Source organism: Micromonospora sp. NPDC049004, from assembly GCF_040649315.1.
In the GTDB taxonomy this organism is placed as follows: Bacteria; Actinomycetota; Actinomycetes; order Mycobacteriales; family Micromonosporaceae; genus Micromonospora.
This window is the reverse complement of sequence record NZ_JBEZFG010000014.1, coordinates 34,704-47,656: the sequence shown is the minus strand read 5'-3', so window position 1 is coordinate 47,656 and position 12,953 is coordinate 34,704. Positions and strand designations below refer to the sequence as shown.

Here is a 12,953-nt window from a genome sequence, read left to right as displayed (position 1 = left end):
GCCGGGGGCGTACCGGCCCGGCAAAAGCGACGCATCCTCGCCTGTACGATGGCGCGTCGTGGCTGTGCCGGTGGTAGACCCCTCGTTGAATCCCGTGACCGACGCCGAACTGGCCGAGGTCGAGCCGACACGGCGACCTCGACGCCGTCCGGCCCGAGCCGACCTGTTGGCCCTCGGAGCCTATGTGGTGCTGGGCGTCTTCGTCTGCCTCCACTACTGGGGGGACGTGACCGGTCGGGTGTCCTCGCACCTGCCCACCGACCACAGCTGGTTCGAGTGGCTGTTCGCGCACGGCGCGTACTCGGTGCGGCACCTGGAGAACCCGCTGTTCACGGCCCGGCAGAACGCCCCGGACGGGGTGAACATGATGGCCAACACCTCGCTGCTCGGGGTGACCCTGCCGCTGTCGCCACTGACGATGCTGGTCGGCCCCCAGGTCACGTACGCGCTCTACCTGGGTGGCGCGCTGGCGGCCACCGCCGGCACCGCCTACTGGATGCTCTCGCGGCACCTGGTGCGCTCCCGGGCGGCGGCCTTCGTCGGCGGCGCGTTCCTCGGCTTCGCGCCGGGCATCATCCACCACGCCAACGGCCAGCCCAACTTCGTGTCCAACTTCCTGCTGCCGTTGATCGTGGTGCGGGTGCTGCGGATGGGCGAGCCGGGCCGGTGGCGGCGCAACGGGCTGGTGCTCGGGGTGCTGGTGACCTACCAGATCTTCATCAACGAGGAGATGCTGCTGCTCACCGCGCTGGCCTGCCTGGTCGTCGTGCTGGCGTACGCGGTGCAGCGGCCACGGGCGACGCGCGCCGCGGCCGGGACGTTCCTGGCCGGGCTGGGCGTCGCCGGTGGGCTGGCCCTGCTGCTGGCGGCGTACCCGATCTGGTTCCAGTTCAACGGTCCGCAGTCCTACCGTGGGTTGCAGGGTGGCGTCTTCCACAACTGGGGCGAGGACCTGGTCGCCTTCGTGACCTTCGCCCGCGACACCTGGGCGGGCGATCCGGCGGTCGAGCAGACGATCGGCATGACCGAGCAGAACACCTGGTTCGGTTGGCCGCTGGTGCTGCTCTCGGTGGTGGCCCTCGTGCTGCTGGTGCGCCGTTCGCTGGCCGCCCGGATCGTCGCGGTGCTGATCGTGGTCTTCACGGTGGCCTCGATCGGGCCAAAGGTGCGCTTCGACGGGGTGGAGACCGGGGTGCGCGGCCCCTGGTCGTACGTGCCGGACGATCTGCCCCTGGTCGAGATGATGATGCCGACCCGGTTGACCCTGGTGGTCGCCGCCGCGGTGGGCGTACTGCTGGCGCTGACCTGGGACGCCGCGGCCCGCCACGGCCGTCCGGTGGCCGCGCCGGCCCGCGTGCCGGCCCCGCGCGCCGCAGAGCCGGCGACCGCCGCAGAGGCGGCGACGTCCGACGACCAGGGCGCCACCGCGCCGGTCGCGACGCGACGCCGGTGGCTGCGCCCACTGGGGTACGCGGCGGTCACCCTCGCCCTGCTGCCGCTCTTCCCCCGGCCGCTGCCCGCCCAGCAGATCGACCCGCCGCCGCACTTCATCACCGCCGGCGGCTGGCGGCCGTACGTGCCCCAGGGCCGGACCCTCGTGCCGGTGCCGATCCCGAGCAACGTGCACGGCCTGCCCACGCTGCGCTGGAGTGCCCTGACCGGGCAGGAGTTCCCCGTCCCGGGCGGCTACTTCATCGGCCCCAACGAGCTGGGCGAGGGCGTCTTCGGCGCACCGAACCGGCCCACCAGCAGCCTCATCTACTCCACGATGGACGCCGGAGCGGTCCCCGTCCTCACCGACGAGAACCGCCGCCAGGCCGTCGAGGACCTCCGGTTCTGGCGGGCGTCGGTGGTGGTGCTCGGCGCCCACCCGCGCGAGGCGGTGCTGCGCGAACTGGTCACCGCCCTGATCGGGCCACCGCAGCGCGTCGACGACGTCTGGGTCTGGGACGTCCGCGCGCTTGTGGATCAGCGCTAGCCGACCAACGTCCGGACGTCCCACGCCCACCCGCCGTCGACCGGGCGGCCGGGGCCGAGCAGTTCCTCGACGGTCCGGCGGACCGGTTCGTCGTGCGTCGACCGGCCGAGCACCACCACGGCGGCCCGCCAGTGCCGCAGGTCGTCGACGGCCTGACCGCGGTCGGCCTCGGTGAGCACCGGCACCGCGCCGGTCTCGGCGACCCGGCGCAGCAGCACGGCTGTCGGTAGGTCCGGGGCGCCCCAGCGGGCCGCCGGGTCGTCCGGGCCGCTCGGTCCGATGAAGTACCCGCCCGGGGCGCGGAACGCCAGGCCGGTGCGGGCCGACCAGAGCATCACCGGGCTCAGCGCGGCGCCGGTCACCGGGGGCACCGCCACCACGGTCCGCCCCGGAGGCACCAGCTGCCGCCACCCGCCGTCGGCGACGAACCCCGGCACCGGCGCGACCGGCACCGCCCGGATCGGCGTCGGCGTCAGCGGCAGCAGCGCGGCGGCCACCGCGCCCGCCCCCAGCAGTCGTACCGGCAGGCCCGGCACGGTCGGTGACCGGCGGGCCGCCCGCACCCGGTCCACGAAGAGCGCCACCAGGACACCCAGCACCGGCACACAGACCAGCGCGAACCGAGCCGGCACCGCGAGGTCGAGCAGCGGCAGCCCCGCGACCAGCCGGTACGGCCCCGCGACGCCTGTGGCGTTGCCGTCCACCCGCAGGTCGGTGCCGAGCGACAGCAGGGCGAAGACGATGCCGCAGCCGGCCAGCGCGCGGACCAGCGGCCGTCGCCACAGCCAGATCACGGTGACCACGGCGAGCACCAGCAGGCCGGGGCCGAAGAACGAGTTCTCCTCGGTGGGGTTCGGTGCGAGCAGCCCCGGTAGCCAGTCGTCACCGAGCACGGTCTGCCGGGCCGACGCGGTGAACGACGCGGCGTCGAGCTGGAAGCCGTGCGCGGCGAACGCCATTCCGGTGTAGTGCTGCGGCCCGTGGAACTGGAACCACAGGGGGTACGCCAGCAGCGTCACCGCCACCACGGCCGCCACCGCGAGCCGGCCGAGCAGGGTCGGCGCGAGCCGGCGGGCCGCGGCCCGGTCGGCGAGGGCGTAGCCGAGCGCGAACACCCCGGCGGCGAGCGCCAGGAAGACGAGCACCTCCTCGCCGATGAACACCTGCCACACGAGCAGCAGCCCGAGGCCAACGCCGGGCCGCCACACCCCGCGCGGGCCCGACCCGGGACGGAACACCAGGGCGAGGATCGCCGGTAGCAGGAACTGGGCGGCCACGTGCAGATGCGCCCCGGCCTGGGCGATCATGCCGGGGGCGAAGCCACAGACCAGGCCCCCGAGCGCCGCCGCGCAGCGGGCGGTGACCAGTCGACGGCGCAGCAGCGCGTACCAGGCTGTGGCGGTGCCGGCGAGGCAGCAGACCACCGCCACGCAGAACGCCGCCTGCGAGCCGAACAGCAGCGTGACCGGGGCCAGCGGGACACCGAGGCCGAGCACCGAGGTGTTCGCCATCAGGTTGACGCCGTCGGGCGCGTTCAGGGCGGTGCTGTAGAGCGGGTTCTCCCCCGCGACGACGGCGTGCGCCGCGTGGGCCAGCATCCACTCGAAGAGCACCTGGTCGCCGGCCTGGTGGAACAGCCGGCCGGGGCGGCCCCACTGGGTGCTGGTCAGCAGCACCGCGAGCCCCAGGTAGCCGGCGATGACCACCGCGTCCGGGAGCCACGCCGGCCGGGGTCGGCGCGCGGTCGGCGGACCGAGCGTCGCTGCCGCCGTCTCCGCCGGCGACGACGTCGTTCCCGTGGACATCAGACCGAGCGGTCGGTAAGCGTCCGAACGTCCCACACCCAGACGTCCAGCTCCTGTCGGCCGGGGCCGACCAGCTCCTCGACGGTACGCCGCAGCGGTTCGACGTGCTGCTGACGGACCGGCAGCACCAGGATCGCCGCGTGCCAGTGCCGCAGCTCGTCGGTGAAGCGCCGACGCTGCCGGTCGTCCAGCTTGGGGGTCCGGCCGGTGGTCGCGACCTCCTCCAGCAGCTGGCCCACCCCGCTGGGCCGGCCGCCGAACCGACCGGGGTCACCGGTGTTGCCGTTGCGGGGGGCGAGGAAGTAGCCACCCGGGATCTTGAAGTCGAGGTTGGTGGCCGCCGCCCAGCGCATGCCGTGCGTGTTGCCCATGCTGGGCACCGGGATCGGCACGAGCGTCTGGTCCGGGCCGACGTACTGCCGCCAGCGGTCGGCGGTGATGAACTCCGGCACCGGCGGCCGGGAGACCATCCGCAGCGGCATCGGGGCGATCGGCAGCAGCGCGAACGCCAGGCCGGCGGCGGTGAGCGTCCGGACGGTACGCCGGTCGGCCGGGCGCAGCGCCCAGGCCCGCTCGACGGCGAGCGCGAGCAGCAGACCGATGACCACCGTGGTGATCAGGCCGAACCGGGTCGGCACGACCGCGTCCAGCAGGGGCAGGTGCACCAGCAGTTCCCACGGCCCGGTGAGGAGCTCGCGGTCCCACCAGGAGATCCGCTCGCCGAGGGAGAGCAGGGCGAAGAAGCCACCGGTCGCGGCGAGCGCCCGCACGACCATCTCCCGACGCAGCCACACCACTACGGCGACGGCGAGCAGCGACAGGCTCCACCCGAAGAAGGCGTTCTCCTCGGAGTAGTTCGGGGCCAGGTTGACGTTGGCCCGCTGGTTGCCGCCGAGGGTGGCCGAGCCGGGGGCGAAGAAGGCGGCGATGTCGTTGCCGTAGTCCTGCACGGCGTCGCTGAGCCCGTGGTACGCCATCGGCCCGGCGAACTGCACGTACAGCGGGTACGCCAGCAGCGCCCCGGCCAGCAGCGCGCACGCGGCCAGGCCGGCGGCCAGCGGTCGCCACGCCGCCCGCCAGCGGGCCGGTTCCTGCGCCACCACCGCGAGCAGGAAGATCCCGCAGGCCAGCGCCGTGAAGAGCAGGATCTCCTCGTTGATGAACGCCTGGGCGGTGACGAGCAGGGCCAGCAGGGCGCCGTCGAGGACCGGCCGGCGCGAGCGGGTGAGCACCAGCACCCGCCAGACGATGAACGGCAGCAGGAACTGACTGATGATGTTGGGGTGCCAACTGGCGTGCGAGAGCATCGCCGGGGAGAACCCGCAGAACCAGCCGCCCGCCGCGGCGGCGAGCGGCGTACGCACGACGTGGCGGCGGAGCATGAGATACCACGCCATCGCGGTGCCGGCGAGGCCGAGCGTCACCAGCACCACGAAGGACACCGCCGGCCCGAACAGCAGGGTCACCGGCACCATCGGGATGCCCAGCGCCAGCACCGCCGTGTTGGCCATCAGGTTGACGCCGTCGGGATAGTTGAACTGCTCGGTGTAGAACGGGTACTCGCCGTGCAGCACCACTCGCACCGAGTGGGCGAGGAAGAACTGCACCTGGGCCGGGTCTCCGGTGTAGAGCGACGCCACCCGCCCGGCCGGGTCCAGCCAGATCCGGCTGGTCACCCAGAGCGCGGCGAGCAGGAACAGCGCGCCGACCGCCAGGTGCTGCCGTCGCCGGGTCCAGCGGGCCCACCGACGCCGGCGCGGCCCGGCGGTCCCCTCGTCGCCGTCGCCCTGGGCAGGTACGCCGGCCGGGGCGACCTCGACGGGTACGCCGGCCGGGGTGGCAGTGGCGGGCGGCGCTGGCGGGGTCTCGACCGCCGGTGAGGCCTCGGCCGGCGCTGGCGGGGCCTCGGCCGGCGCTGCCGGTGGGGCTTCGGCCGGCGCGGCGGCGACCGCCGTCGTGGCGGGCTCGGGCTCGCGCCCAACGGTGCGTACGCGGGCGCCGGCATGGGAGGCCGGAGCAGCGGTGCCGCCGGGAGCGCCGACGGCCGTGGCCCGGGAAGCGGTGGGAGTGTGGTGGCTCACTGTCTCGTCGGGGCCGGCCGCCTCCGGGTGCGGCGCGGACAGGGCGCGGGACTCGGCAGGCGTCACAGTCGGCGGAGTCTACCCGAGCGGCGAAAAGGCACTAAAGCCCCGGTGACGTCCATTGTGGTGGGTGCGGGACCGGCCAGCGGCGGCGTCGCGTCGGACATCTCGTACTATGGCGCTTTCCCACAACGACGGCGAGGCGATCGGGGGCGGATCAGGTGACTCCGGGCCGCCGGCACGGCAGGGCGCTCAGCGTCCTGCTGACCGCGCTGTTGACCGCCACCGCGTGCGGTCCCGTCGCGGAGCGCACGCCCCGCGACCTGCGGGTGGGGTACGACAGCCTCGACGGCACGCTTGCCGTGTGGCCGCCCCGGGGCGACCTGGCCGGTGACGCGGCGGCGACGGCGGCGGTCACCAGGGCCGTCCGCGACTGGCGCTCACCGGCCGACGACCGGGCGCACCTGCCCTCGTCCGGCATCCTCTTCTCGGGCCGGGTCGACGGGGCGCCGGTGGCCCTGGTCGCGGCCGACGTACCCGGCGAGAGCGCGTCCTGGCTGCTGCAACTCGCCGGCGACGGCGGCCGGTACGCGATCGCCCGCGCCACCGAGTACACCGACCCCGGCTACCTGGTCTACTCCGACGTGCTGCCGGTGCAGACGGCCGGTGGTCGGCGCTATCTGGTCTCCGCCCGCGTGCAGCAGTTGCTCGGCCCGCAGGGCCGGGCGCTGACCGTCGCCGACGGCCTCAGCGCCCCGGTCGACGTGCCGGCCTGCACGGCGGTCGGCGTGACGGCGACCCTGCGGGCCACCGAGTCGCTGCCCCGTGGGCGGGCCGCCGACCGGCTGCTCGACCTGGGCACCGGCACGACCGACCCGCGCTATCCGCTGATCCGTGACGAGTCCGGCGCGGGCCGGCGGGCGCTCACCGGCCTGGACACCTGCGTGCTGGCCGGCGAGCGGGGCCCGTTCGGCAGCATCCCGCGCCGGATCGGCGACCGGGACGCGCCGAAGTCGGTGCCGACCTCCTGGCCGATGGCGAAGCTCTCGGTCCGCTCACTCGGCGAGGTGGCTCTGGGCGGTGGCGAGCCGGCCGAGTTGCAGCAGCTCAGCTGGGACACCGACGCCGGCATGATGACCGCTGTCGTCTACCGGCCGGCAGACGGGAGCGCGCCGGTGGTCTCGCCGGCCGACCGGGCCACGCCGTTGCAGACGTACCAGCTGCCGGTGCCCGGCCAGCCCCTGGTGGTGCTCAGCTGGCGGGCCACCCGGGACAGCTCCCTCTCGGTGCCGCCGGGCACCCCGCTGCTGGTGGAGCGTCCCGGCCTGGTGGTCGTCCCCGAGCCGGACAGCACCCAGACCTACAGCCTGGCCAACACCGACAAGACCCACTACCGCTCGGTAAGCCCCCGCCCCCGCTAACCCCCACACCCCCCAACCGGTCGATCATGAACTGGTGGTGGGCGTTGAATACTTATTCACCCCTTTTGCGAGGGACCACAACTCCATGATCGACCGGTCCGGGGCGGGGAACGCCGGCGGCGGGCGCCCCGTGGGGGTGCCCGCCGCCGGGTCGAGCTGGACAGTCGAGCTAGTTCTGGGCTGCCGTGTCGCTGGGGGTCAGCCGGTCCGGGGTGGCGTCCAGGCCGGAGATCCAGCCGGTGACGTTCCGGGCGACGTCCTGGGCGGTCAGGCCGAGGTCGGCGAGGATCTGTGCACGGGTGCCGTGCGGGTGCCAGTCGGCCGGTACGCCCAGGTCCTTGAGCGGCACCCGGACGTCGGCGTCGCGCATGGCCTGGCCGAGGGCGTCGCCGACACCGCCGACGCGGACGCCGTCCTCGACGCTGACCACGAGCCGGTGCCGGGCGGCCAGCTCGACCAGCTCGGCCGGCACCGGGCGGACCCAGCGGGGGTCGACGACGGTGACCCCGTAGCCGTGCTCGGCGACCCGGGCCGCGACCTCCATGCCCAGCTGGCCGAAGGAGCCGACGGCGACGAGCAGCACGTCGGTACGCGCCGACTCGGCCAGCACGTCGACCGGGCCGACCCGGCGCACGGCCGGCAGGTCCGCGGCGACCGTGCCGGTGGGGAACCGCACGACTGTCGGGCCGTCGTCGACGGCCAGCGCCTCGCGCAGCTCCTCACGCAGCGTGGCGGCGTCCCGGGGAGCGGCGATCCGCAGGCCGGGCACCACACCGAAGACCGACATGTCCCAGATGCCGTAGTGACTGGGGCCGTCCGGGCCGGTGATGCCCGCGCGGTCCAGCACGAAGGTCACCGGCAGCTTGTGCATCGCCACGTCCAGCAGGACCTGGTCGAAGGCGCGGTTGAGGAAGGTGGCGTAGACCGCGACCACCGGGTGCAGCCCACCCAGCGCCAGACCGGCCGCCGAGGTGGCGGCGTGCTGCTCGGCGATGCCCACGTCGTACACCCGCTCGGGGTACTTGCGGGCCAGCTTGGCGATGCCGGTCGGCTCGGCCATGGCGGCGGTGATGCCCACCACGTCCGGGCGCTCGTCGGCGATGGCCAGCAGCTCGTCGGAGAAGACGTGGGTCCACTTCACCGCCGGGGCGGCCAGCAGGGCGCCGGTCTCCACGTCGAAGGCGCCGCCGGGGCCGTGCAGGCAGTCGGCCTCGTCCTCCTCGGCGGGGCGGTAGCCGTAGCCCTTGCGGGTGACCGCGTGCACGATCACCGGGCCGCCGAAGTTCTTCGCCGCGCGCAGCGCCGACTCGACGGCCGCCACGTCGTGCCCGTCCACCGGGCCGACGTACTTGATGCCGAGGTCCTCGAACATGGCCTGGGGGGCGACCGCGTCCTTGATGCCCTTCTTGACCGCGTGCAGCACCTCGTACATCGGCTTGCCGACCAGCGGGGTGGAGCCCAGGGCGTCCTTGACCGTGTCGAGGACCTTCTCGTAGCCGGGGTTGAGCCGCAGCGAGGAGAGGTGGTCGGCCAGACCGCCGATGGTCGGCGAGTAGGACCGCCCGTTGTCGTTGACCACGATGACCAGGGAGTTGCCGGCGGTGGCGATGTTGTTCAGCGCCTCCCAGCACATGCCGCCGGTCAGCGCGCCGTCACCGACCACTGCCACGACGCTGCGCGCCTCACCCCGCAGGGCGTACGCCTTGGCCAGGCCGTCGGCGTAGGAGAGCGCGGTGGAGGCGTGCGAGTTCTCGATGAGGTCGTGCTCGCTCTCGGCCTGGCTGGGGTAGCCGGAGAGGCCACCGCGCTGGCGGAGCTTGTCGAAGCCGGCCTGGCGCCCAGTGATGATCTTGTGAACGTACGCCTGGTGGCCGGTGTCGAACAGGAGCCGGTCCCGGGGGGAGTCGAAGACGCGGTGCATGGCCAGCGTCAGCTCGACCACACCGAGGTTGGGTCCGACGTGCCCGCCGGTGCGGGAGACCTTGGCGATCAGGAAGTCGCGGATCTCCGCGGCGAGCACATCCAGCTCCTCGCCCGACATCCGCTTGACGTCCTGCGGACCGCGGACCGTCCCCAGCAACCGGCCGTGGTTGGCCGTGTCCTCTTCAACACTCATGACCGGAGAGTCTATCGGCCGTCCGACACTCCGCAGCCTGGCCCGAGCCGTACGCACCGCAGTGGGCCGCTGAGCGCCTGGTCAGGGCCGGTCCACATCAGGAGCGTCGACCGGCAGCAGGAGGCCCACCAGCTCGACGTGCTGGGTCATCGGAAACAGGTCGAAGCCGCGCAGCGCGGCCAGCCGCCAGCCCAGCTCGGCGAAGGTGCGCACGTCCCGGGCGAAGGCGGCCGGGTCGCAGGCCACGTACGCGACGGCCCGCGGACCGGCGGCGACGATGTCGCGCACCACCGGGGCGCCCGCGCCGGAGCGCGGCGGGTCGAGCACCACCACGTCGACCGGGCCGGTGATCCGTCGGCGGGCCAGCGCGGTCTCCACCCGGGCGGCGACCACCTCGACCCGGGGCAGGTCGGCCAGGTTCACCCGGGCCGCGTCCGCCCCGGTCGGGCTCGACTCGACAACTGTGACCCGCGCGTCGCCGACCCGGCCGGCGAGGGCCGCCGCGAACAGCCCGGCCCCGCCGTAGAGGTCCCAGGCCACCTCGCCCGGCCGCGGGTCGAGCAGCTCCAGCACGGCAGTGGACAGGGTGTCCGCCGCGGCCGGGTGCACCTGCCAGAAGGCGGACGCGGGCAGCGCCCAGTCCCGTCCGGCGGCCACCTCGCGGACCTCGGTCGGCCCGCTCACCGGCGTGGCCACCCCGTCGCGGACCTCGGCGACGCTCACGTCCCCGCCGGTGCTGGCGACGGTCTCCACCGCCTCGGCCGCCGGCCAGCGCGTGCCGGTCGGGGTGAGCACGGGCAGCTGCTGGATGGCCGGGTGGGCGATCCGGCAGCGATCGATCGGCACGACCTCGTGCGAGCGGTGCTTGAGCAGGCCGGCGCGGTCCGCGGCGTCGACCGCGTAGCGGACCCGCGAGCGCCAGCCCAGCGACCCGCCCGGCAGCGCCTCGACCTGGACGCCCAGCCGGTCCAGCTCGGCGTCGGCGAGCCCGCCGAGGCGGACCAGCTGCTCGCGCACGACCGCGGTCTTCCAGGCCAGCTGCGCGTCCGGGGCGACGTGTTGCAGGTCGCAGCCGCCGCAGGCGCCCGGCCTCGCGTACGGGCAGGGCGGCTCCACCCGGTCCGGTGAGGGGTCCAGCACGGTCACCGCGTCGGCCCGGACGAACCCCCGGTGCACCTCGGTGACCTCGGCGATCACCCGCTCACCGGGCAGCGCGTGCCGGACGAACACCACCTGCCCGTCCACCCGGGCCACGCAGTGCCCGCCGGGAGCTACGGCGTCGACTGTCAGCTCGACCCGCTCCGCCTCCGCCAGGCCCCGTTCGGTAGCCGCCGTCACGGACGGCGTGGTCCGCTCAGTCACGGCCGTTCCCGACCGTTTCGCTGTCCACCGGGCCGGACTCGTCCGGCGGCGGCGCGGTGACCACTGGTGGCACGGTGCCCCGCGGCCCGCGCGCGGGCGTACGGGAGAGCGTGGCGTCCAGCCGGTCCAGGTTCTTGCTGGCGGTCGAGGCGAGCTGCCACGGGACGCTGACCACCATCACCCCCGGTTCGAAGAGCAGTCGACCCTTGAGGCGCAGCGCGCTCTGGTTGTGCAACAGGTTCTCCCACCAGCGCCCCACCACGTACTCGGGGATGAAGACGGTGACGACGTCGCGCGGTGACGAACGACGGGTCGAGGCGACGAAGTCCAGGATCGGCCGGGTGATCTCCCGGTACGGCGAGTCGACAACTGTGAGCGGGATCGCCATCTCCCGCCGCTCCCAGTCGGCCTGCAGGTCGCGGGTGTCCTTCTCGTCCACGTTGACGGTCACCGCGGTCAGCGTGTCGGGCCGGGTGGCCCGGGCGTACGCGATGGCCCGCAGCGTCGGCTGGTGCAGCTTGCTGACCAGCACGATCGCGTGGTTCCGGGCGGGCAGCACGGCCCGGCCCTCGTCCGGCGGGGTCAGCTCGGTGGCGACCCGGTCGTAGTGCCGGCGGATGGCCAGCATCAGCGCGTAGATCACCGCCATCGCCGCGATCGCGATCCAGGCGCCGAGCAGGAACTTGGTGATCAGGACGATCACCAGCACCGTGCCGGTCAGACCCATGCCGAAGGTGTTGATGGCCCGGGAGCGGTGCATCCGCTTGCGCGCCTCCGGGTCCCGCTCGGTGCGCAGGCGCCGGTTCCAGTGTCGGATCATGCCGGCCTGGGAGACGGTGAACGAGACGAAGACACCGACGATGTAGAGCTGGATGAGGCGGGTCACCTCGGCCTGGAACCCGACGATCAGCACGATCGCGAAGAGGGCGAGCGAGGTGATGCCGTTGGAGAAGGCCAACCGGTCGCCCCGGGTGTGGAACTGGCGGGGCAGGTAGCGGTCCTGGGCGAGGATCGAGCCGAGCACCGGGAAACCGTTGAACGCGGTGTTCGCGGCCAGGAAGAGGATGAGCGCGGTCATCCCGGCCACCACGTAGAGCAGGAACGAGCCGGAGCCGAAGACCGTCTCGCCGAGCTGGGTGGTCACCGTCTTCTGCACGTACCCGTCGGGGCCCGAGACGATCTGCAGGGCCGGGTCCTCGACGAACTGCAGGTGGGTCAGCCGGGCCAGCCAGATGATCCCGACGAGCAGGCTCACCGCGATCGCGCCCAGCAGCAGCAGCGTGGTGGCGGCGTTGCGGCTCTTGGGCGCCTTGAACGCGGGCACGCCGTTGGAGATCGCCTCCACGCCGGTGAGCGCGGCGGCGCCCGAGCTGAACGTCCGCAGCAGCAGGAAGACCAGCGCGAACCCGGTCACACTGTGCTCGGCCTGGATGACCAGGTCGGCGCTGGGCGCACGGAGGTCGTCACCCAGGACGAAGACGCGGAACAGACCGGTGAGCAGCATTCCGCCCATCACGATCACGAAGCCGTACGTGGGGATGGCGAACGCGGTGCCCGACTCGCGCAGTCCGCGCAGGTTGACGGCGGTCAGCAGGACCACCGCGAGCACCGCGATCATGACCTTGTGGGTGGCCACGAAGGGCACCACCGAGCCGAGGTTCGCCACGCCGGAGGAGACCGACACGGCCACGGTGAGCACGTAGTCGACAAGCAGGGCACTGGCCACCCCGACCCCGAACTTCGGTCCGAGGTTGACCGTGGCCACCTCGTAGTCGCCGCCGCCGGAGGGGTAGGCGTGCACGTTCTGCCGGTAGCTGGCCACCACCGTGAGCATCACCACGACCACCGCGAGGGCGATCCACGGGGAGAACAGGAACGCCGACGCCCCGGCGATGGAGAGGGTCAGCAGGATCTCGTCAGGCGCGTACGCAACGCTGGACAGCGCGTCGGAGGCGAACACGGGCAGCGCGATGCGCTTCGGCAGGAGGGTGTGCTGCAGTCGGTCGGACCGGAACGGTCGACCGAGGAGCAGTCGCTTCAACAGCGAGGTGGGTCTGGCCACGAACGCCAAGGGTACGACCACCACGGTCCGAACGCGGGGGTGGGCGATCACGGGTGGCAGACAGGACGCGGTACGGTCGGTCCCGCTGTCGACCCGGACGTGGCAGGCTCGGACTCGGAGCCACCGGC

At 73.5% G+C, this 12,953-nt stretch carries 7 protein-coding genes; 2 read left to right on the top strand and 5 right to left on the bottom strand.

Annotated elements, in window-relative coordinates; translation table 11 throughout:
• Positions 1-64 precede the first annotated feature (64 nt).
• Positions 65-1,978: a hypothetical protein gene (locus AB0B97_RS30470; RefSeq protein ID WP_357498635.1), complete on the top strand. Its 1,914-nt coding sequence runs from the start codon at positions 65-67 to the stop codon at positions 1,976-1,978.
• On the opposite strand, the gene AB0B97_RS30465 is transcribed toward AB0B97_RS30470, so the two are convergent.
• Both AB0B97_RS30465 and AB0B97_RS30460 read right to left on the bottom strand, forming a co-directional pair.
• Positions 1,975-3,783: a hypothetical protein gene (locus AB0B97_RS30465; protein WP_357498532.1), complete on the bottom strand. Its 1,809-nt coding sequence runs from the start codon at positions 3,781-3,783 to the stop codon at positions 1,975-1,977. The genes AB0B97_RS30470 and AB0B97_RS30465 overlap by 4 nt on opposite strands.
• Positions 3,783-5,498 (bottom strand): hypothetical protein, encoded by a 1,716-nt coding sequence (locus AB0B97_RS30460; RefSeq protein ID WP_357498633.1) that lies wholly within the window; start codon positions 5,496-5,498, stop codon positions 3,783-3,785. Before AB0B97_RS30460 ends, AB0B97_RS30465 begins: the two co-directional genes overlap by 1 nt.
• A gap of 626 nt (positions 5,499-6,124) precedes the next feature.
• Here AB0B97_RS30460 and AB0B97_RS30455 point away from each other — a divergent pair.
• Positions 6,125-7,285, top strand: coding sequence for a hypothetical protein (locus AB0B97_RS30455; protein WP_357498631.1), 1,161 nt, complete (start codon positions 6,125-6,127; stop codon positions 7,283-7,285).
• Positions 7,286-7,454: 169 nt separating this feature from the next.
• Here AB0B97_RS30455 and dxs read toward each other — a convergent pair whose 3' ends face one another.
• The 3 genes from dxs to AB0B97_RS30440 all read right to left on the bottom strand — a co-directional run bounded on the left by dxs (position 7,455) and on the right by AB0B97_RS30440 (position 12,825).
• On the bottom strand, positions 7,455-9,401 hold the full coding sequence (gene dxs / locus AB0B97_RS30450; protein WP_357498530.1) for a 1-deoxy-D-xylulose-5-phosphate synthase: 1,947 nt from the start codon (positions 9,399-9,401) through the stop codon (positions 7,455-7,457).
• A gap of 81 nt (positions 9,402-9,482) precedes the next feature.
• Positions 9,483-10,739, bottom strand: coding sequence for a TRAM domain-containing protein (locus tag AB0B97_RS30445; RefSeq protein ID WP_357498629.1), 1,257 nt, complete (start codon positions 10,737-10,739; stop codon positions 9,483-9,485).
• 16 nt (positions 10,740-10,755) lie between these two features.
• On the bottom strand, positions 10,756-12,825 hold the full coding sequence (locus AB0B97_RS30440) for an APC family permease (RefSeq protein WP_357498528.1): 2,070 nt from the start codon (positions 12,823-12,825) through the stop codon (positions 10,756-10,758).
• Positions 12,826-12,953 lie beyond the last annotated feature (128 nt).